Here is an 18,511-nt window from a genome sequence, read left to right as displayed (position 1 = left end):
GAACCCACGACAACAGGAATCACAAGGTGGCTACATGGTGGCTACATGGTGGCTACATGGTGGCTACATGGTGGCTACATGGTGGCTACATGGTGGCTACATGAAAGGTTTCGAGCATGGCACGACCGAGCAAATCCGCACCGCTGGACCTGACCCAAGCGCATGACCTGACCCAAGCGCATGACCTGACCGCTGGCGTAATTGACCGCCTGAGCTGCCCAACTGACAAAGCGCAAATATTTTTGCGCGATGGCAAAGCGCCTGGCCTGCGGGTACGCGTAACCGCTGCTGGTGCCAAGTCGTTTGTTTTCGAGGCAAAGCTGCACCGCCAGACCGTGCGCCGCACCATTGGGGATGTGCGAAGCTGGAGCATTGAACAAGCCCGCACCGAAGCCCGCCGCATGGCCGTTATCCTGGACAACGGACAAGACCCCCGAGAAATCGAGCGCCAGCGCCAGCAAAAACAGGCCCAAGCCCAAAGCGCCGCTGCTGCGCAAACCCTGACACTGGCCGAGGTATGGGCCGATTACATCGAACAGCGCCGCCCGTTTTGGGGTGCCCTGCACTACCGCGACCATGTGGACAAGGCCAAGGCCGGGGGCTTGCCAAGTGGCCGCCGTGGTGGAGGCAAAGAACCCACCCAGCCGGGGCCGCTGGCCAGCCTGATGGCCTGCCGAATGGTGGACCTGACACCTGAGCGCATCGAAGCATGGGCCGCGCTGGAGGGGCAAACCCGCGCATCCTCTGCCCGGCTGGCATGGCGACTGCTGACCGTCTTTTTAACGTGGTGCAGTCAACAGCCCGCCTATGCAGGACTGGTGCCCGACAAAAACCCCGCCAAGACACAAAAAGCCCGCGAAGCATTGGGCAAAGCTGGCGTGAAAAAAGACGTGTTGCAACGTGGCCAGCTACCCGCATGGTTTGCCGCCGTGCAGCAACTGCAAAACCCCACCATTGCCGCCTGCCTGCAAGTGATGCTGCTGACAGGGGCAAGGCCGGGCGAGGTGCTGGCGCTGCGCTGGGAGGACGTGAACACGCAATGGAAGGGAATCCATATCCGCGACAAGGTGGAGGGAGCCCGAGAAATTCCACTGACCCCCTACATTGAACACCTGCTAACCGCCCTGCCCCGCCGTAATGAATGGGTTTTCTCAAGCCCCACCAGCGCCAGCGGGTGCCTGACCGAACCCAACACGCCGCACACCCGCGCCTGCAAAGCCGCTGGGCTGGAGGGACTGACCCTGCACGGCCTGCGCCGTTCATTCAAAAGCCTGACCTAGTGGCTGGAGGTGCCCGTGGGCGTGGTGGCGCAAATCCAAGGCCACAAACCCAGCGCCACCGCTGAAAAGCACTACACCGTGCGCCCGCTGGAGCTGCTGGCGCTGCAGCACGGCCGCATTGAGGCGTGGATATTGGAACAAGCCGGGATTGTGTTTAATGCCCAAGCCGTGCCGGGCAAGCTGCGCGTGGTGGTTTGATAGATTGCAAAGCGTAACGCCACACGATACAATCGACCATGATTAAGTCATTCGCCCATAAAGGGCTGCAAGCCTTTTTTGAGCGAGGCATAAAAGCGGGTATCCGGCCAGACCATGCTGCAAAGCTGGGCCGTTTGCTGGCGCGGTTAGACGTGGCCACCTGCGACCGCGATATGAACGTGCCCGGCTGGGGCTTGCACGCGCTGAGTGGCCACTTAAAAGACCATTGGGCAGTTTCGGTCAACGGCAACTGGCGAATGACTTTCACCTTTGAAGGCACAGACGCTGTGCTGGTTGATTACATGGACTACCACTAGGAGCAAAGCAATGACCCGCATGAATAACCCACCCCACCCCGGCCTGACGCTGCGCGATGACGTGCTGCCCACATTGGGGCTGGGCGTAACCCAAGCCGCCGAACAGTTGGGCGTGTCGCGTGTCGCGTTATCGCGTGTGTTGAATGGCCGCGCCGCCATATCGCCCGACATGGCCCTTCGCATCGAGGCATGGCTGGGCGTGGCGCGTGGAGGCGATGCCCGCGTGTGGCTAGCCGAACAATGCGCCTATGACGTGTGGCAGGCGCAACAGCGCTTCAAGACCGCCCCCATGCGCGTTAAGCCAGCGCCAGCGATGACCGCCTGAACAGTTTTTGCCCCAGCCGTGTCGGACTAATTACCCGGCATGAAAGCCAGTACCCCGCTGGCCTGCTGGTGGAATTTTTTCAACGGGGAGAGGGGGATTTATGGACTACGAACAATGGCTTGAATTTCAAAGCTTTGCCCGAGCGGTGATGGAGCCAAGGCATAAAGTGCTATTGGAAGAGCTGGATAAACAAATTTGCGCGCCATTCTCTAGCACGATAGCTGACCCACTAAGCGCATTTTCAGCAGCCGGGAGATGGGCAGAAAAATACATGTTTCATCACCATACGAATACCGGCGAAAAATTGGCACTGGAGATGCTGCACAACGTAAGTTTCTTTGCATTGTGTACCGCCAACAATGAAGCCAACATTGAAGGCTTCAAATTGAACGATGAGCTTAAAGGGGATATGTGGCAAGAAACACGCCGTATTTGCGCCCAGCTTGCACCTTACCTGCCCGACCCCGACCGCGACGCCCTGCTGGCGATGCTGCCCCCCGTTGAAGATGCTGCGCCCGTGGTGGTGACACCGCAAAAAGAAACAATAGAACAGCGACAAGACCACCGTTTGCAGGCTTGCATTGATGCTGGCCTAAACATGAACATCACTGCCGTCGGACGCATGCCTGATGGCGTGGGCGAAGTCGCAAAGAGGCTAGGCATAACAAGGCAGTCACTTACTAGCGATGTGAAGCCCGCATTAACGCGCCGTGCAAGCGCACAAAGGGAAGGCACGACAGTTCACCGCGCCTAATGCAACGCCTGCATTTGACTGCATTTGACTGCATTTGACTGCATTTGAAGATGGGTTTTCATTGGTGAAATGAAGTTGCAGGCAAGTTGCAGTTTGCCTGCATGAATATGCAAGGTAAGTAATCCATATCGCTGCAACTTTGCAGTGATATTGGAATACCAACATGCAAACCACTGGACTACTGAGCAACCAAGCGAAGCGCGAGGCAAGAGCCCTGCAACAATGCCCCCCGCTGCCGCATGAGACCCGAAGCCATATCCCCACCGCTGACGCTGCACATCATTTAATTCGCCGCCCGCAAACCCTGCGAGCATGGGCCTGCCTAGAGAACGGCCCACTGCGCCCAATCCGCATCAATGGCCGCTTGGCATGGCCCGTGGCTGAAATCAAAGCACTGATGGGGGTGGCGTAATGAAGGCCCGCATCGATGCAATTGCGTGGGGCATTGCCCGTGCTGTGCCTTATGCCTATGCCTTTGTGCTTGGCATGATTGTTCAGCAGGTTATCGGGGGTGGCAAATGAAAACGCCCGACCCCACAAAAGCAGAATCGAGCGCCGCGAACAGCGTGAAGTTTACAGGCACCGACAACCCGCGCCAACTGCGAGCCATTGCCGTGCTGCTGAATCGACCTGTACCGCGTGAATCACTAGACCGCGTATCTGGTGCCAGCAACAGCCCTGAACTGGTGGCAGACCTTCGCCGCCGTGGCCTTGAGGTGCCCTGCGAGCGCATCCAGTTTACTGACCGCGATGGCTACCCCTGCCGCCCTGGTGTTTACTCGCTGACCCTTGCTGACCGCCGCAAGATTTACGCATGGATGGCGAAGCGCCAACAAGGGGGCAAGCATGGATAAGAGTGCAGACCTGCACCCAACCGCTGAGCAGATACGCGCTGCTACCGGCATATCGCGCCGCATGTTCTTTAACGCCGTGAAGGTTCGCCGTAATGGGTGCCCTGAACTGGTGGCACTTGTTGCCTCTGGTGGTGCCAGCATGAACCTAGCCTTGGCAGTCGCACGCTTTGACATCCAAAGCCAGCGCCTGATTTTGGAGGCATTCAAAGACATGAAGCCGAGAGCCCGCTTAGGCTTTGTTGAGCTACTGGCCGCAGCCCATACGGGGGGTGACCATGGGGCGTGACCGCAAACGCAAAGGGCACGACACCAGCCGCGACAGTGGCCCATTTGTGGCCATGCCGTATGTGGTGCTGGACAGCGCCGCATATTTGAATCTGAGCCACCCAGCCAAGGCCCTGCTGATGGAAATTGCACGGCAGTGCAACAGTGACAACAACGGTCGCTTACTGGCCAGCCGGGCTTATTTGTCCAAGCGTGGCTGGAATTCTGCCGACACCATTACCCGCGCCCTCAAAGAATTGATAGCCGCTAAGCTGGTACACCAGACAGTGCAAGGGCACCGGCCAAACAAGGCCAGTTGGTATGCCTTGACATGGCGAACACTGGACCGCCTGCCCGGTTATGACGCTGGCGCTGCTGAATGCTTCGACCGTGGCAGTTATGCAAAACGCCCACTAAAAAACGCAAGTCTTAAACCGCCAGACGGACTAGAGAGGTCAAAAATAGGACCGCCAGACGGACCAGAGAGGGTGTTGCCTAGTCCGCCAGACGGACCTATAAAGGCCATTTTGAGCACTTCGCCTAGTCCGCCAGACGGACACCATCTAGATAAACCATCTCCTGGCACTGGGTTAAGGGTGTTCACTGAACCCGGCAACTACAAACGACTGTCTCAGCCCAACGATGGCCGGGGCTGGTTACCTGCCGGGTTGTTTGAACGTGAAGCAGCGCCCGCGAGTTTGACGCGCAAAGCCACCAAGCAACTGGGCAAAGTGGCCCGGGGTGTAAACGATGTTCACGCCATTCAAGCCGGGCGAGCCGCTGGCCTGACCTTGGAGCAATTAACAGGGTGGGCTGAACCCGAAAAAGTCGCCCAAGCGTTAGCCGCTGGCCGTCGCCCGTGGCTGGACCTTTGGACCTTACCGACTACCCCCCAGCGCCAGCAACTTGATAAAGCAAGGATTTAACAACATGGCAACCGAAAAGAAACGACCGCCCGGGCGATGGAAACCCGGACAAAGTGGCAACCCCGCTGGCCGACCACAGGGTAAGGGGGATGTGGCCAAACTTCGCGCCGATATTGCCGACAGGGTGCCCCAACTGCTAGGCCAATTGTTCACGCAAGCCATGGCGGGTGATGTGGGAGCCGCACGCCTGCTGCTGGAGCGTTCTATAGCCCCGCTAAAGGCCATAGAGGCACCCCAAGCCCTGCACCTGCCCGATGGCACGCTAACAGAGCAAGGTCGCGCCGTGCTGGGTGCCGTGGCCGCTGGCGAACTTGCACCCGGCCAAGGTGCCGCGCTGCTGGGTGCCATTGGTACGCTGGCACGTGTGACCGAGGTGGACGAGCTAACCCGCCGCATTGAAAAATTGGAGGCCGAACATGGCAACACTTGAAAATCGATTGATGGCGCTGGAAGCCGCACGGTCCACCATGCCCTGGGCTGTTATGGATGTTGACGGCAAACCCACCCCCAACCAACAGACAGAGATAGACCACTGCACCCGAACAGGCCGCATGCTGGTGGTTTTTTATGAGCCGGGAAACACCGCATGGGTGCCCGGCCTTGGCAAGCCTGCACCATGGGAGTGTGAACATGGCCAGCCTTGAATCACGCCTGCAAACTTTGGAGCAAAAGCCCGACACCCAAGCGCTGCTGCCCACCATCGTGGCCGATGACACCACCGATGCTGAATTGGAAGCGATGCGAGCGCGTGGAATCGATGCCCACCGCATGCGCGATGCTGTGGAGTTCTTTGTGTGAGTAGCCCAATAAATTCAAGACACCCAGCCACTGCGCTGGGTTTTTTGATGCGCAAGACTCAAAAGAGAACAAACCCAGCCGCATCACCAACGACGCCAACGACTGGGCCATCGAGACCATGGGCAACCCGCGCAACCCGCGCAACCCGCTAGACTTGCTATTGCGCGTCATTACCGTGAGTGTGGAGACTTTGAAAGTGGTCAAGGGCTTGCCTGCGCTGGTGGTGTAAGCTCAATAAACATTCCCGAAACATTCTTAACACCGAAAGAGGAAATCCAAAATGACCGAAGAAAACCTTGGCGAATACAAAGACGCACATGGGAACATTTACATTGTGCTGAAGCGAACAGCGACCAACCTATTCACGCCAGTGAGTGGCACTCCTATTAAGAGACCGGGAAAAATTGAGTTACTCACAGAATGCGGGCAAGCATTGAACTGGACCGATAAAAGCCCGCAAGAATTCGAGCTGCTCAACAGAGCTCCAATCTACAAAGCAAGTTGAACACAACCCAGCCATCGCGCTGGGTTTTTTGTTTGGCGCGAAAGTGCGCGGGAAATTTGCCCTGCACCTGCGAAGTTTTGCGAGGGTATCTACCCAATGGAAACCCCTAGGGTCACCCAAAGGAATAATTCGGCACCCGGTGCCCAACTAAAACCACCAGTAAGCACGCGTAACCAAGGCGCAAACCCGAGGGCTGCATGGGGAGGTTACGGCAAGGGTCCAAGCAGCCCGCATGGTGCAAAACCCCGGGAAAGTGGCTACATGGTGGCTACATGAACTCGGAAAAGAAAAAGGACTTAGAGCATTTCTGCGCTAAGTCCTTGATTTTATTGGGGTGGCTGATGGGGCTCGAACCCACGACAACAGGAATCACAATCCTGGACTCTACCAACTGAGCTACAGCCACCGCAAGGCTGCAATTATATCCTGAAGGAGCCGATCATTTTCTGGACTGAACAGATTTATGAGGCCGCCAAAGCCGTGGGCTTGGGCTTGGGTGCCAAAATCTGCACTTTGAACTGCGCCCTCAAGTGCGCCATGTAGGCCGCCGATTCAGCACCCACCAACAACCGTTGGAACTGATTGAGGGTTTGCGCTTTTTGTTGTGGGCTCGAAAGCTCGCGAGGCACCACCTTGTTCACCCTCACCAGGGCATAGCCCATTGCCCCAAAGTCCACCCCTACCAGTGAAGGCATGGACGATGGGTCGGTACGCAATACCGCATCGACCAGCTTTTGGGCTTGCCCTTGGGTTTGGTCACGGGACACGATCAAAGCGGGCCCCACCCGTGCCAAGTCAGGCTGTTTTTGCCACTCGGCCAAACGTGCTTGCCCCTCGGCTTTGGCCAGTACCATGGCCTGCTCAAGCACGAACTCGGTGCGCACTTGATCCTTGACATCTGCAAAAGGCCGCAAAGCTGATGGCTTGTAACTGATCAGTCGCGCCGACACGAGAGTGTTGTTTCCCAGCTCAATGGCTGCCGTGTTGCGACGCTTGCTGATGGACTCTTCCGAGAACAAGGCCTCCAGAATTTTGGGATTCGCCAAAACACCTTGAATGCTCGCAGATGGGATTCGGCTCACACCTTTGACCTGCTGCACCTGCAATCGAAGTTTTTCGGCTATGGGCGTCAAAGTGTCAGCTTGCTCATAAACACTGTTGCTGAATGTTTCAGCAAACTCAGCGAACTGGCGCTTGGATTGCTGCTGCCTCAAATCGGCTTCCAATTGAGGTCGCATGGCCTCCAGACTTGGAGTCATCGGTGCCTTGATGTCTGTGAGTTGAATGATATGAAAACCAAATTCAGACTCGACGACAGCGCTGATTTCGCCCTTTTTGAGGGCAAACGCAGCATCTTCAAACGCTTTGACCATGGCACCTTTGGCAAAAAACTCCAGGTCTCCCCCATTTCGGGCAGAACCGGGATCGTCGGAATTCTTTCGTGCCAAATCGGCAAAGCTTTTGGGCTCTTTGCGCACACTGGCCAACAAGCCTTCGACCTTGTTTCGCGCTTTGTCTCTTTCGGCGGCAGGCGCATCCTTCGGCGCATTGATCAGGATATGGCTTGCACGGCGCTGCTCTTGGCCGGACAAACGCTGGATGTTTTGCTCATAGTAGCTTTTGATGTCTTGTTCAGGCAGGTGAATGTTTTTGGCCAAAGTTGCGGCATCCAACACCAGAAACTCCACATCGGCAGACTCTGTCGACCTGAAGCGCTCAGAACGGGATTGGTAGAACTGCTCCAGCTCGGCGTCCTGTGGCTGAACTTTGGAAACAAAATCGGCAGGAGAAAAACGCTGAATTTGAATCTCGCGGCGTTGCAAAAACGCCTGCAAGGCCAAATCACTCTGAAGCTGTGAAGCCATTGCCGAAGCCTGAAGTGCAGACATGACCTGTTTGCCAGTCAAGTCACGTCGCACTTGGGCTTCCAACATTTCAGGAGTCATCCCCTGGCTGGCCGCCAACTGACGGTACCTGTCCATGTCCAGCTTGCCATCCGGGCCACGCAGACTGGCGATGGAGGGGTCCTGTTTGAGGTAATTCGCAAGACGCTGGTCACTGGTCACCAACAACTGCTTTTCTGAGGCGACAGCCACCAAACGTTCATCGACCATCCGCTCCAGGCTGGCGTAACGCGCCTCGTCTGAGCCCAACATCTTGGGGTCAAGGTTGGGCATGGACGCACGAATCCTGTCAACTTCTTGCTGGTGACGGGCATCCCACTGCTGTTGGGTGATTTCAAAGTCAGCAATTTTGGCCACCACTGCCCCTCGTTCGGCCCTGTTGTTGTAGCCATCCACACCAAACAAAACAAACGAAGGAATGATCAAAACAACCAGCACGCCCATCAATATCCTGGATTTGTTACGAATGGCGTCAAACATTTTTGAAGTCTCGGTTGATCAATAAAAAAGGCGAACCACGGGTTCGCCTTTGTTGATGAGGTGGTGGGTGCTGACGGTCTCGAACCGCCGACCTACTCCGTGTAAAGGAGCCGCTCTACCAACTGAGCTAAGCACCCTCCTCAAAAGTCCATCAGTTCAAAGCGTCCTTGAGGCCCTTGCCTGGACGGAACTTTGGCACATTGGCTTTCTTGATTTTAATGGCAGCACCCGTGCGTGGATTGCGACCCGTGCGAGCGGCACGTTTGCCCACTGCAAAAGTACCAAATCCCACCAAGGAAACCGTGCCACCTTTTTTCAAGGTCGTACGAACTGCGCCGATGGTGGCTTCCAAAGCACGGCCAGCAGCAGCTTTGGACAGATCAGCGTGTTTGGCAATGTGTTCAATCAATTCAGTTTTGTTCACAAAAAACCTCTGTTTGTTAATGCCGTTCAAGACAGCATGAGGACAGTTGACATATCAACAGGCAAACCATGTTGATGCAAAGGGTTAGGGCAAGCAATGCCCTGAGCCATTAAAACCATACCTTGTGGGTATGTCAATTGGTGTAAGGCAATACCAATCGAGCGGTGGATTCTAGCCTTGAAAACCCGGCAAGAGAGCAGGTTAGAAAAAAATTTTGACAAGCCGGCGCTGCGGCCTCGATCGCGGATCACAATGCTGCTGAAATAGCTCTACCCACAACAGAAGTACTTGCTTTCCCTCCCAAATCCGGTGTACGCGGCGCATCGTTGCCTGCTGCCAGCACTTTTTCGATGGCCGCCAACACGGCGTCGTGCGCAGCCTTGTGGCCCAAGAACTCCAGCATCATGGCCCCGCACCAAATTTGACCTATCGGGTTGGCACGCCCCAAGCCCGCGATGTCCGGAGCCGAACCATGCACCGGCTCAAAGAGCGATGGAAATTTGAGGTCAGGGTTCAGGTTGGCACTGGGCGCGATGCCGATGGTCCCGGTGCAAGCTGGCCCCAGATCGCTCAGGATGTCACCAAACAAATTGCTGGCCACCACCACATCAAAAAAGTCGGGGCGCTGCACAAAATGCGCCGTGAGGATGTCGATGTGGAACTTATCCACGTTCACGCTAGGATAGCTCCTGGCCATCTCGGCTACGCGCTCGTCCCAATACGGCATGGTGATGGCAATGCCATTGGATTTGGTAGCGCTGGTCAAGTGCTTTTTGGGGCGCGACTGCGCCAACTCGAATGCGAATTTGAGCACACGGTCAACACCCACGCGACTCATGATGGTTTCCTGCATCACGATCTCGCGCTCGGTGCCGGGAAACATGCGGCCCCCCACCGCTGAGTACTCGCCCTCGGTGTTTTCTCGCACGATGTACATGTCGATCTCACCGGGCTGGCGCGCAGAGCCATCTGGCCGCACCACCGGGGCGACGATGCCGGGCATCAAGCGCGCCGGACGCAAGTTGATGTACTGGTCAAACTCGCGGCGAAACAGCAGCAAAGAGCCCCACAAAGACACATGGTCAGCGATTTTTTCAGGCCAGCCCACCGCTCCAAAATAAATCGCATCGTGCCCGCCAATCTGGTCTTTCCAGTCATCAGGCAGCATCTTGCCGTGCTTTTCACAATAGTCCCAGCTCGAAAAATCAAAATGGTCAAACTGCAAATCGATGCCGAACTTGCGGGCTACAGCGTCCATCACGCGCAGGCCCTCGGGCATGACTTCTTTGCCAATGCCATCTCCGGGAATGACAGCGATGCGGTGCTTGCTCATGCGTAGAGCTTTCTAAATCTAAATCAATGGGTGGACTGCAAAATCAAGAGCTTAGCAACAAAGAGGCGGACCGGTGTCGCCCTGACCCAGACGTCGGGCTCAGCCCCCCGCTCACTTAACGCGGGCTCGGATTTCAGGCAAGGCCTTTTTCATGTAGTACACCATGGACCAGATGGTCAAAATGGCTGCGATCAGGATCAGCACCGCCCCCCAGTCGCGGGTGTCGATCGCGCCGAACAAAATCCCGTCGTACAACAAGAAAGGAATGGCCACCATCTGCACCGTGGTCTTGAGCTTGCCCACCATGTGCACCGCCACGCTCTTGCCCGCGCCAATTTGCGCCATCCACTCGCGCAGGGAAGAAATGGCGATCTCGCGACCAATGATGACCAGGGCAATCAACACATGCACCCGGTTCATGTGCACCAAAATCAGCAAAGCCGCACAGACCAGAATCTTGTCTGCCACCGGGTCCAAAAAAGCCCCGAAGGCTGAAGTCTGGTTGAGTTTGCGGGCCAAAAAACCATCCAGCCAATCGGTCCAAGCAAACAAGACAAACATGACCGTGGCGATCAGGTTTTGCGTCTCGACCTTCAGGCCGTCCAAGTAATACACGCCAACGATCAATGGAATCGCGACAATGCGCGTCCAGGTCATGATGGTGGGGATTGTGAAAAACATGGCCGTGATTGTGGCACGCTCGGACAAACACCCGATAACAAAAACTCCAGACTCAGCGCAAGGCGTTGTAAATGGTCTCGGCCAACTCGCGAGAGACGCCCTCCACCCCCAACAAATCCTCTACACTGGCCGCCTCGACCCCGCGCACACCGCCAAAGCGCTGCAGCAATTTGGCCCGCTTGCGCGGCCCAATGCCCGGGATTTCTTCGATTTTGCTGCCGCCCATGCGCACTTTGGCACGCTGCGCCCGCATACCGGTGATGGCAAAGCGGTGGGCCTCGTCTCGGATTTGAGCGACCAGCATGAGCGCGGCCGAGTCCTTGCCCAGATACACCTTCTCGCGGCCATCGGCAAACACCAGCTCTTCCAGGCCCACTTTGCGGCCCTCGCCTTTTTCCACACCCACAATGCGTGACAGGTCCAGCCCCAGGTCGGAGAACACATTCCGGGCCATGCTGACCTGACCCTTGCCGCCATCGATCAGCACCAGGTCGGGCAGCCGGGCTGTGCCCTCGCCAGAGCGCAAGGCCTCGGCCAATTTGCCATAGCGGCGCATCAGCACCTGGCGCGTGGCGGCGTAATCGTCGCCCGGCGTGATGCCCTCGATGTTGTAGCGGCGGTATTCGCTGCTTTGCATCTTGTGCTGACGAAACACCACGCAAGAAGCTTGGGTGTTTTCACCCGCCGTGTGCGAGATGTCAAAACACTCGATGTGAACTGTGTCCAAATCGTCCGGGGCCAAATCGAGCGCATCTGCCAATGCACGGGTGCGGGCCTGCTGCGAACCCTCTTCGGCCAACAGTCGCGCCAGTTGCAGTTCGGCATTTTTTTCGGCCATCTCCAGCCACACGCGGCGATGCTCGCGCGGCTGCGTCACAGTGTTGATCTTCACACCCGACTGCGCCGACAAGGCCGCGATCAAGGTCTTGGTCACAGGAGCACTCAAAATCAGCAGTGGCGGCACAGGCACGCCGATGTAATGCTGGGCCAAAAACGCATCCAGAACCTGCACCTCGACCGGGCGCTGCACATCACCCTCATCTTCCCCCGGCTCCAGACCCATCAAATCCTGGGCATCCTGGACATGCACCGGAAAATAAGGACGGTCGCCCAAATGCCGCCCACCCCGCACCATGGCCAAGTTGACACAAGCGCGCCCACCCTGCACCCGCACCACCAGGATGTCGGCATCGGTGTCCACCGCCGTGTCGACCGACTGTTGGTGCAAGACTCGTGACAGCGCAGTCATCTGGTTACGCACCTCGGCCGCCCGCTCAAACTCCATGAGATCGGCGTGCGCCATCATCCGCAGCTCCATCTCGCGCATCAAGGCCTGGGTCTCACCACTCAAAAACTGCACGGCATGCTGCACATCGGCCTGGTAAGCCTCGGGGCTTATCAGGTTCACGCAAGGTCCCGAGCAGCGTTTGATCTGAAAAAGAAGACAAGGCCGCGTTCGGTTGGCAAACACGGTGTCCTCGCAGGTACGCAGCTTGAACACCTTCTGAATAAGCTGAATCGACTCCTTGACCGCCCAAGCGCTGGGGAAGGGGCCAAAGTAACGGTGCTTCTTTTCCACGCCACCACGGTAATACGCCACTCGCGGGTAATGTTGCGCCTCGGGCGTGGCGACCACTGCGGGCAGCGCCACCCGACCGTTGCCCGTGAGCTTAAGGTAAGGGTAGCTCTTGTCGTCCCGAAACAGAATGTTGAAACGCGGGCTGAGTGACTTGATGAGGTTGTTTTCGAGCAGCAGCGCCTCGGCCTCGGAGCGCACCACCGTGGTCTCTAGGCGGGCGATCTTGCTGACCATGTGGCCAATCCGCGTGCCGCCGTGGTCCTTCTGGAAATAGCTCGACACCCGCTTTTTGAGCTGCTTGGCCTTGCCCACATACAGCACATTGCCCTGCGCATCGAAATAGCGATACACCCCCGGCAAAGCCGGGAGCGCGGCCACTTGGGCCAGCAAGGATTCGTCGTGAGCCGCTGTCATGGCGCGTATTGTGACGGGGAATGAACCCACCCTGCTGTCTTGACACGGTCATACCCAATTTGGACAGTGTCATACCCGACTTGATCGGGTATCCACCGCAACCGAAGCCATGGACCCCCGGTCAAGTCGGGGGTGACAAAGCCAACTTGTCATGCCCGCGAACGCGGGTATCCAGTCCGACGAAGGCAAAAAGCCAAGCGACAATCGCCTTCCATGAACTCAAACCGCCTCTGGGACATTTTTTGCACCGTCATCGACAACCACGGCGACTTGGGCGTGTGTTGGCGGCTGGCGAGACAACTGGCCGAGGCGGGGCAATCGGTTCGGCTCTGGGTGGACGAGACCGCGGCGCTGAGCTGGATGGCCCCGGACAATTGGCGTACCCAGTGGCCGAACATTCAGGTGATCCCCTGGGAACAGGCCAACGACACCACACGGCTGCAGGCTCTGCCACAAGCCGATGTCTGGATTGAAGCCTTTGGCTGCAAATTGCCCGAGATTTTTGTAGCACACGGTGTGAACACACGATCACGGCAACCGTCATGGATCAACCTCGAATACCTGAGCGCGGAGGACTGGGTGCCTAGGATGCACGGCTTGCCCTCGCCTGTGATGAACGGACCTGCCAAAGGCTGGACCAAACACTTTTTTTACCCGGGGTTCACCCATGACACAGGTGGATTGCTGCGTGAACACGATCTCCAGACCCGTCAGCAAGCTTTTCAAAGGACTGGACAACGCGCTGGATGGCGGCAACGACACGCACCGAAATTGGCACCAGATGGCCTTTTGATCAGCTTGTTTTGCTATGAACCCGCAGCACTCCATGCCTTGCTCATGCAGCTGGCTGGAACGCCCCACCACCTGTTGGTCACTCCGGGGCGGCCAATGGCGGCTGTGCAACAAGCGCTCGCCACATTCACCGACACGTCCGCTCTACCCAGCTGGAGCGCCTTGCCTTACACAGACCAACAAGGCTTTGACGAGATGCTGTGGTCATGCGATCTCAACTTCGTGCGCGGAGAGGATTCTCTGGTGCGTGCCTTGTGGGCGGGCCAAGCTTTCATTTGGCAAATCTACCCCCAAGACGACCATGCCCACCACGCCAAACTGGAAGCCTTTTTGGATTGGCTCCAAGCACCACAGAGCTTACGTCAAGCGCACCGGGTATGGAACGGCTTGGAGATCGCCCAATGGCCAGCGCTGGATCAAGCGATATCAACATCATGGGCAGAATGCGCCAACAAGGCTCGCCAACGCCAAAATGAGCAGCCCCACTTGACACAAAATTTGATGCGGTGGGCAGACGAAAACCTTTCTGCTTGACGCACTGACTTGAGATGACAGCCGCTTGCCCAGCGGGCAAAGAGCACACAGCAGCAGGGTTTGTACGAATGTTCAACTAAATTGAACGAGCGTTAAATAAATCCGATGAACACGGGCATACAAACTTCTGCCAAATCCGGTCTGCGCAAAAATTCTGCAGCCATGCGCACCGATCGCAAGGGGCAAATTTTGTTGGCAGCAGAACGGTTGTTCGCAAAATACGGATTCCATGCTGTGTCGATCCGTCAAATCGCACAAGAAGCGCAAGTACCACTGGCTTTGGTCGGTTACCACTTCGGGCAGAAGCAAGCGCTTTTTCATGCGATCTTTGAGCATTGGTCCGGCACGATTGATGAGCGATTGGCTGGTTTGCAAGTTCTGCAGGAACAAGCCCACACTCGCCACAAGTTGCAGCGCATTGTGGAGGCCTTCATTTCCCCAGTGATTCGCCTGCGCTCGAGCCCCGAAGGCGAGTCTTACGCCATGCTGATCACCAAAGGCCTGAGTCCACAAAGTGATGAGGCTGATGCGGTGCTGCGCGATTTTTTTGATCCCATGGCAGAAGCATTCATCACCGCCTTGCACGACACATTGGCGGCTGAAAACCCTGATCGACAAATGACACGCGGTACAGCCGCTTGGTGCTACCAGTTCAGCTTGGGCGTGTTGCTCCATCACCTGAGTGATGCGCGCGTGGCCCGACTGTCTTATGGTGAATGCATACCCTTCGACCCCAATGCCCAAGTGCATTTGGTCCAGTTCATCGTGCATGGCATTCGGGGGGCCGTGCAATCGTTTCATCCCCGCATCACCAAAAGGAGACTTTCATGACCCAAGATCAAGGTTTTTCTCGACGCCAAATTCTCAGCGCAGCAGCAGCGGCCGTCAGCGCTTCGGCCTGGCCATCGCATGCACAGTCCAACACCAAAATCGTTTTTGGATTCACGGCGGTCAATGATTTCGCGTCGGTTTTTGTCGCCAAAGAAGAAGGCTATTTCACGAAAAGAAACCTTGACGTCGAGCCCAAATTCATTCCTTTGAACCCGTCCATTCCCGCGGCCATCCAATCTGACTCCCTGCAAATGGGCGGCCCCACACCTTCGGTCTACCTGCAAGCGGTCGATGGTGGACTTGACCACGTGGTGGTCGGTGGTGGCGGCATGACCAGCAAAAGTGTCACCGGCGTTGGCTTTGTGGCACGGGCAGGCAGTGGCATTCGAACAGCCCAAGACTGCGTGGGCAAAAAGATCGGCGTACCGGGCCTTGGCGCCTACTTGCATGTCACGTTTCGCGCTTGGCTCAAACTCAACGGTGTGGACCCCACCAAGGTCAATTTCATTGAAGCATCCTTCCCGCAGCACAGCGACTTACTGCGTTCGGGCTCCCTCGATGGCGTGGTGACCGGCGACCCGTTCATGGCGCGCATTCTGGCCAGCGGTACGGGCTATGTGGCGTCTTACTACACCACCTTCCAACCCGATGGCATGCCCAGCATCGTTTACACCGCACGGCGCGACTGGGTGGCCAAAAACGCGGGCGCTGTCAAAGCATTCCAGGAAGCCATCATCGAGGCGGCCAACTTCATTCGAAAACCCGCCAACGATGCCGCCGTGCGCGGGCACATTGGCAAGTACATCAAGCTGCCCCCTGAGGTGCTGGCCAGCATGCAATTGAACCCGCCCACCCCGGTGATCAGCGAAAAGCAGCTCCATTACTGGGTGGACATGATGAACGACCAAAAGATGCTCAAGGCATCCCCCAAAGTGCCATCCCTCATCGTCAAATAAATAACGATGACCTTGTTGTCCTTTGAAGGCCTGGGGATTCACCTGGGCGGCCGGGAAATCCTCTCGCCCACTTCTTTCGAAGTGGCGCGGGGCGAATTTGTTTGCATCATTGGCCCGTCGGGGTGCGGTAAAACCACTTTGCTGCGCGCGGCCGCCGGCTTTGTGCAGCCCAGCGTGGGGCAAATTCGCAGAAGCGGGCAGCTTGTCCAGCGGCCCTCGCGCGAGGTGGCGTTCGTCTTTCAGGACTACACCCGCGCCTTGTTGCCCTGGCGCACGGTGGAAGGCAACGTCATGCTGGCGCTCGAAGCGGCCAATGTGCCCATGGCCGAAAGGGCGGAACGTGTCCAGCGGGTGCTGGAGACAGTTAACCTGCAAACGCACATCCACAAGTTTCCAGCGCAGTTATCGGGCGGCATGCAACAACGCTTGCAAATTGCCCGATGCTTGGCACAGTCGCCCGATGTGCTGATGATGGACGAGCCCTTTGGTGCACTGGACGCCATGACCCGCGAAGCGTTGCAAGACGAACTGTCACGCCTGGTGCGCGAACAAGGCCTGACCGTGCTGTTTGTGACACATGACCTGGAAGAGGCCATCTACTTGGGCGATCGGGTGGTGGCCTTGCGCACCAACCCCACACCCGAGCAACCCAGCCTGGCGGCCATGATCGATGTGCCGATCGCGCATCCGCGCGATCAACTGAGCGTCAAAGAGCATCCAGAGTTCCTGCGCCTGCGTCGCGAGCTTTACCACTACCTGGGACACACCTGAGATGTGGACACGCTTGCGTCCCTGGGTGTTTCCTCTGCTCTTGCTGGCCGCGCTGGAGCTGTATGTGCGCAGCGTGGCAGGCAGCAGCGACGCCCTGGCCACACCCACCCAAGCCCTCAAGGCTTGGTGGCAGCTGCTGTGGCTCACGAGCGATGAAGGGCTGTGGCGGGTCACCGGCTTCACTTTGGGCACCGCCGCATTGGGCCTATTGCTGGGTGCGTTCCTCGGTTTGCTGCTGGGCCTGATTTTGGGACTGTCTCGGCGCGCTGGCCACATGAGCTTCTTGACGGTCGAAGTGCTGCGACCCATTCCCTCTGTGGCCTTGATTCCACTGGCCATGCTGGTGTTTGGCTTTGGCATTCGCATGGAACTGAGCGTCGTGGCTTTTGCCACCTTTTGGCCCATGCTCATCTTGACCCAAGCCGCAGCGCGGCAAGTTGAACCGCGGCTGCTGGAGGTCTCAGCAGCACTGGGCCTGAGCGCCTGGCAACGCACCAAATGGATTGTTTTCCCCGCCATGATCCCGCGCCTGTTTGTGGCCTTGAGACTGGGCGTGGCCGTGGCACTGGTGGTGGCGGTCACCGTCGAGATCGCGGCCAACCCGCATGGCATGGGTTACGCCATGATGATCGCGCAACAAAGCATGGAACCTGACCGCATGCTGGCCTGGCTTTTCTGGATCGGCGTGGTGGGCATGCTCATCAATGTGCTGACCTTGCGCGCCCAGCATTGGGTGCATGTTCGCATGGGCGGCACCGTGCTTCAAACCTCGCAGGCCAGCACATGAAATCCACAGCTCACGCCGCCTGGATCAAATGGCTCGAGCCAATGGTGGTGCTGATGGCACTGCTTGCATTGTGGTGGATTGCCAGCCATGGCGAATGGGTCAGCCGCGTTTTCATGCCCACGCCTGAAGCCACGTGGGAAAGCCTGCGCAAAGGTTTTTCCAACGAAGCGGGCGCGGACGCGTCAGACTTGCGCGTGGCCAGCTGGCAGACCTTCATGCGCATGTTGCTGGGCTGGGGTCTGGCCTCACTCATCGGGGTGGCTTTGGGCACTTTGATTGGCATGTCCGTGATCGCACGCCAATGGATCGCCCCGACGCTGGAATTTTTGCGCCCTCTGCCCGCATCGGCCGTTCTTCCCCTGGCCATTTCGATCTTTGGACTGAGCCCGGGCATGGTGCTCTTTGTGGTGTCTTTTGGTGCGATGTGGCCGGTGCTGCTGGCCACCGTGCAAGGCTTGGCCAATGTAGAACCCCGATTGCGCGAAGTGGCCGCCGGTTTGCAAATGTCGCGCACAGCCTTCGCCTGGAAGATCGGACTGCCTGCCACATTGCCCGACATTCTGGCGGGCATGCGCTTGTCCATGACGGTCTCCCTCATCGTGGCCGTGGTCGGCGAAATGATCGCCTCACAAGCCGGCCTGGGACAAGCCATCTTGCTGGCCGCCCGTTCATTCCGTGCCAGTGAACTGTTCGCAGGCATCGTGCTGTTAGGTGCCCTGGGCTTTGTCAGCAACGCCTTGCTGGCAGGCCTTGAGCACCGATTGCTGCGTTGGCAGCGGCCTTGATTTCAACCTCAAACCAGGA

24 protein-coding genes and 2 tRNA genes are annotated in these 18,511 nt (G+C 57.5%); 19 read left to right on the top strand and 7 right to left on the bottom strand.

The window, feature by feature from the left end; translation table 11 throughout:
* Positions 1-116: 116 nt before the first annotated feature.
* The 13 genes from HEQ17_RS04830 (at position 117) to HEQ17_RS04775 (ending at position 6,221) form a co-directional block, all read left to right on the top strand.
* Positions 117-1,280 carry an integrase family protein gene (locus tag HEQ17_RS04830; protein ID WP_366938029.1) on the top strand — a complete coding sequence of 388 codons (1,164 nt, stop codon included), beginning with the start codon at positions 117-119 and terminating at the stop codon, positions 1,278-1,280.
* Positions 1,281-1,295: 15 nt separating this feature from the next.
* Positions 1,296-1,478 (top strand): hypothetical protein, encoded by a 183-nt coding sequence (locus HEQ17_RS15975; RefSeq protein WP_366938028.1) that lies wholly within the window; start codon positions 1,296-1,298, stop codon positions 1,476-1,478.
* A gap of 38 nt (positions 1,479-1,516) precedes the next feature.
* Entirely contained in the window at positions 1,517-1,795 is a 279-nt protein-coding gene (locus HEQ17_RS04825; RefSeq protein WP_296291660.1) for a type II toxin-antitoxin system RelE/ParE family toxin, read from the top strand.
* Positions 1,796-1,805: 10 nt separating this feature from the next.
* Positions 1,806-2,120: a HigA family addiction module antitoxin gene (locus HEQ17_RS04820; RefSeq protein ID WP_296291658.1), complete on the top strand. Its 315-nt coding sequence runs from the start codon at positions 1,806-1,808 to the stop codon at positions 2,118-2,120.
* A gap of 100 nt (positions 2,121-2,220) precedes the next feature.
* Positions 2,221-2,874: a hypothetical protein gene (locus HEQ17_RS04815; RefSeq protein ID WP_296291657.1), complete on the top strand. Its 654-nt coding sequence runs from the start codon at positions 2,221-2,223 to the stop codon at positions 2,872-2,874.
* Positions 2,875-3,037: 163 nt separating this feature from the next.
* Complete coding sequence (locus HEQ17_RS04810) at positions 3,038-3,286, top strand: hypothetical protein (RefSeq protein WP_296291655.1); 249 nt, start codon at positions 3,038-3,040, stop codon at positions 3,284-3,286.
* A 106-nt stretch (positions 3,287-3,392) separates the two neighbouring features.
* Positions 3,393-3,728, top strand: a complete 336-nt coding sequence (locus tag HEQ17_RS04805) for a hypothetical protein (RefSeq protein WP_296291653.1) — start codon at positions 3,393-3,395, stop codon at positions 3,726-3,728.
* Positions 3,721-4,014, top strand: coding sequence for a hypothetical protein (locus HEQ17_RS04800; RefSeq protein ID WP_296291651.1), 294 nt, complete (start codon positions 3,721-3,723; stop codon positions 4,012-4,014). The genes HEQ17_RS04805 and HEQ17_RS04800 overlap by 8 nt, the downstream gene beginning before the upstream one ends.
* Entirely contained in the window at positions 4,004-4,918 is a 915-nt protein-coding gene (locus HEQ17_RS04795) for a helix-turn-helix domain-containing protein (protein WP_296291650.1), read from the top strand. Before HEQ17_RS04800 ends, HEQ17_RS04795 begins: the two co-directional genes overlap by 11 nt.
* Before the next feature lie 4 nt (positions 4,919-4,922).
* Positions 4,923-5,348 carry a DUF5681 domain-containing protein gene (locus HEQ17_RS04790; RefSeq protein WP_296291648.1) on the top strand — a complete coding sequence of 142 codons (426 nt, stop codon included), beginning with the start codon at positions 4,923-4,925 and terminating at the stop codon, positions 5,346-5,348.
* On the top strand, positions 5,335-5,562 hold the full coding sequence (locus HEQ17_RS04785; RefSeq protein WP_296291647.1) for a hypothetical protein: 228 nt from the start codon (positions 5,335-5,337) through the stop codon (positions 5,560-5,562). The genes HEQ17_RS04790 and HEQ17_RS04785 overlap by 14 nt, the downstream gene beginning before the upstream one ends.
* On the top strand, positions 5,549-5,716 hold the full coding sequence (locus HEQ17_RS04780; protein ID WP_296291644.1) for a hypothetical protein: 168 nt from the start codon (positions 5,549-5,551) through the stop codon (positions 5,714-5,716). The genes HEQ17_RS04785 and HEQ17_RS04780 overlap by 14 nt, the downstream gene beginning before the upstream one ends.
* Before the next feature lie 280 nt (positions 5,717-5,996).
* Positions 5,997-6,221: a hypothetical protein gene (locus HEQ17_RS04775; protein WP_296291642.1), complete on the top strand. Its 225-nt coding sequence runs from the start codon at positions 5,997-5,999 to the stop codon at positions 6,219-6,221.
* A gap of 330 nt (positions 6,222-6,551) precedes the next feature.
* Here the strand turns inward: HEQ17_RS04775 and HEQ17_RS04770 are convergent.
* From HEQ17_RS04770 to uvrC, 7 genes are all read right to left on the bottom strand, one after another.
* Positions 6,552-6,627, bottom strand: a tRNA-His gene (locus tag HEQ17_RS04770).
* Positions 6,628-6,682: 55 nt separating this feature from the next.
* The gene (locus tag HEQ17_RS04765) at positions 6,683-8,605 is read right to left on the bottom strand and encodes a SurA N-terminal domain-containing protein (protein WP_296291640.1); all 1,923 of its coding nucleotides are present in this window, start codon (positions 8,603-8,605) and stop codon (positions 6,683-6,685) included.
* Positions 8,606-8,666: 61 nt separating this feature from the next.
* A tRNA-Val gene (locus tag HEQ17_RS04760) sits at positions 8,667-8,742 on the bottom strand.
* A 14-nt stretch (positions 8,743-8,756) separates the two neighbouring features.
* Entirely contained in the window at positions 8,757-9,029 is a 273-nt protein-coding gene (locus HEQ17_RS04755; RefSeq protein WP_108363140.1) for an HU family DNA-binding protein, read from the bottom strand.
* A gap of 247 nt (positions 9,030-9,276) precedes the next feature.
* Positions 9,277-10,362, bottom strand: coding sequence for a tartrate dehydrogenase (locus HEQ17_RS04750; RefSeq protein ID WP_296291636.1), 1,086 nt, complete (start codon positions 10,360-10,362; stop codon positions 9,277-9,279).
* Positions 10,363-10,473: 111 nt separating this feature from the next.
* Positions 10,474-11,043: a CDP-diacylglycerol--glycerol-3-phosphate 3-phosphatidyltransferase gene (gene pgsA / locus HEQ17_RS04745; protein ID WP_296291634.1), complete on the bottom strand. Its 570-nt coding sequence runs from the start codon at positions 11,041-11,043 to the stop codon at positions 10,474-10,476.
* Positions 11,044-11,095: 52 nt separating this feature from the next.
* Entirely contained in the window at positions 11,096-13,036 is a 1,941-nt protein-coding gene (uvrC, locus tag HEQ17_RS04740) for an excinuclease ABC subunit UvrC (protein WP_296291632.1), read from the bottom strand.
* Between the two features lie 213 nt (positions 13,037-13,249).
* Between uvrC and earP the strand changes: the two genes are divergently transcribed.
* The 6 genes from earP to HEQ17_RS04710 all read left to right on the top strand — a co-directional run bounded on the left by earP (position 13,250) and on the right by HEQ17_RS04710 (position 18,492).
* A complete protein-coding gene (earP, locus tag HEQ17_RS04735; protein WP_296291630.1) occupies positions 13,250-14,362 on the top strand; it encodes an elongation factor P maturation arginine rhamnosyltransferase EarP in 1,113 nt (370 codons plus the stop codon).
* A 105-nt stretch (positions 14,363-14,467) separates the two neighbouring features.
* On the top strand, positions 14,468-15,193 hold the full coding sequence (locus tag HEQ17_RS04730; protein ID WP_296291628.1) for a TetR/AcrR family transcriptional regulator: 726 nt from the start codon (positions 14,468-14,470) through the stop codon (positions 15,191-15,193).
* Entirely contained in the window at positions 15,190-16,149 is a 960-nt protein-coding gene (locus HEQ17_RS04725; protein WP_296291625.1) for an ABC transporter substrate-binding protein, read from the top strand. The genes HEQ17_RS04730 and HEQ17_RS04725 overlap by 4 nt, the downstream gene beginning before the upstream one ends.
* 6 nt (positions 16,150-16,155) lie before the next feature.
* Positions 16,156-16,920: an ABC transporter ATP-binding protein gene (locus tag HEQ17_RS04720; protein WP_296291623.1), complete on the top strand. Its 765-nt coding sequence runs from the start codon at positions 16,156-16,158 to the stop codon at positions 16,918-16,920.
* Position 16,921: 1 nt separating this feature from the next.
* Positions 16,922-17,707: an ABC transporter permease gene (locus HEQ17_RS04715; RefSeq protein ID WP_296291620.1), complete on the top strand. Its 786-nt coding sequence runs from the start codon at positions 16,922-16,924 to the stop codon at positions 17,705-17,707.
* A complete protein-coding gene (locus tag HEQ17_RS04710; protein ID WP_296291618.1) occupies positions 17,704-18,492 on the top strand; it encodes an ABC transporter permease in 789 nt (262 codons plus the stop codon). Before HEQ17_RS04715 ends, HEQ17_RS04710 begins: the two co-directional genes overlap by 4 nt.
* Positions 18,493-18,511 lie beyond the last annotated feature (19 nt).

The organism is Limnohabitans sp., assembly GCF_023910625.1.
Classification (GTDB): domain Bacteria; phylum Pseudomonadota; class Gammaproteobacteria; order Burkholderiales; family Burkholderiaceae_C; genus Limnohabitans_A.
Note: the sequence above shows the minus strand (reverse complement) of the source record. Positions and strands in the feature narration are given on the sequence as shown.

What these genes read in the sequence shown, in the direction of transcription:
- HEQ17_RS04830 (WP_366938029.1), top strand. Translation starts at nt 117, where the DNA reads ATGGCACGACCGAGCAAATCCGCACCGCTGGACCTGACCCAAGCGCAT.
- HEQ17_RS04825 (WP_296291660.1), top strand. Translation starts at nt 1,517, where the DNA reads ATGATTAAGTCATTCGCCCATAAAGGGCTGCAAGCCTTTTTTGAGCGA.
- HEQ17_RS04820 (WP_296291658.1), top strand. Translation starts at nt 1,806, where the DNA reads ATGACCCGCATGAATAACCCACCCCACCCCGGCCTGACGCTGCGCGAT.
- HEQ17_RS04815 (WP_296291657.1), top strand. Translation starts at nt 2,221, where the DNA reads ATGGACTACGAACAATGGCTTGAATTTCAAAGCTTTGCCCGAGCGGTG.
- HEQ17_RS04810 (WP_296291655.1), top strand. Translation starts at nt 3,038, where the DNA reads ATGCAAACCACTGGACTACTGAGCAACCAAGCGAAGCGCGAGGCAAGA.
- HEQ17_RS04805 (WP_296291653.1), top strand. Translation starts at nt 3,393, where the DNA reads ATGAAAACGCCCGACCCCACAAAAGCAGAATCGAGCGCCGCGAACAGC.
- HEQ17_RS04800 (WP_296291651.1), top strand. Translation starts at nt 3,721, where the DNA reads ATGGATAAGAGTGCAGACCTGCACCCAACCGCTGAGCAGATACGCGCT.
- HEQ17_RS04795 (WP_296291650.1), top strand. Translation starts at nt 4,004, where the DNA reads ATGGGGCGTGACCGCAAACGCAAAGGGCACGACACCAGCCGCGACAGT.
- HEQ17_RS04790 (WP_296291648.1), top strand. Translation starts at nt 4,923, where the DNA reads ATGGCAACCGAAAAGAAACGACCGCCCGGGCGATGGAAACCCGGACAA.
- HEQ17_RS04785 (WP_296291647.1), top strand. Translation starts at nt 5,335, where the DNA reads ATGGCAACACTTGAAAATCGATTGATGGCGCTGGAAGCCGCACGGTCC.
- HEQ17_RS04780 (WP_296291644.1), top strand. Translation starts at nt 5,549, where the DNA reads ATGGCCAGCCTTGAATCACGCCTGCAAACTTTGGAGCAAAAGCCCGAC.
- HEQ17_RS04775 (WP_296291642.1), top strand. Translation starts at nt 5,997, where the DNA reads ATGACCGAAGAAAACCTTGGCGAATACAAAGACGCACATGGGAACATT.
- HEQ17_RS04765 (WP_296291640.1), bottom strand. Translation starts at nt 8,605, where the DNA reads ATGTTTGACGCCATTCGTAACAAATCCAGGATATTGATGGGCGTGCTG.
- HEQ17_RS04750 (WP_296291636.1), bottom strand. Translation starts at nt 10,362, where the DNA reads ATGAGCAAGCACCGCATCGCTGTCATTCCCGGAGATGGCATTGGCAAA.
- pgsA (WP_296291634.1), bottom strand. Translation starts at nt 11,043, where the DNA reads ATGTTTTTCACAATCCCCACCATCATGACCTGGACGCGCATTGTCGCG.
- uvrC (WP_296291632.1), bottom strand. Translation starts at nt 13,036, where the DNA reads ATGACAGCGGCTCACGACGAATCCTTGCTGGCCCAAGTGGCCGCGCTC.
- earP (WP_296291630.1), top strand. Translation starts at nt 13,250, where the DNA reads ATGAACTCAAACCGCCTCTGGGACATTTTTTGCACCGTCATCGACAAC.
- HEQ17_RS04730 (WP_296291628.1), top strand. Translation starts at nt 14,468, where the DNA reads ATGAACACGGGCATACAAACTTCTGCCAAATCCGGTCTGCGCAAAAAT.
- HEQ17_RS04725 (WP_296291625.1), top strand. Translation starts at nt 15,190, where the DNA reads ATGACCCAAGATCAAGGTTTTTCTCGACGCCAAATTCTCAGCGCAGCA.
- HEQ17_RS04720 (WP_296291623.1), top strand. Translation starts at nt 16,156, where the DNA reads ATGACCTTGTTGTCCTTTGAAGGCCTGGGGATTCACCTGGGCGGCCGG.
- HEQ17_RS04715 (WP_296291620.1), top strand. Translation starts at nt 16,922, where the DNA reads ATGTGGACACGCTTGCGTCCCTGGGTGTTTCCTCTGCTCTTGCTGGCC.
- HEQ17_RS04710 (WP_296291618.1), top strand. Translation starts at nt 17,704, where the DNA reads ATGAAATCCACAGCTCACGCCGCCTGGATCAAATGGCTCGAGCCAATG.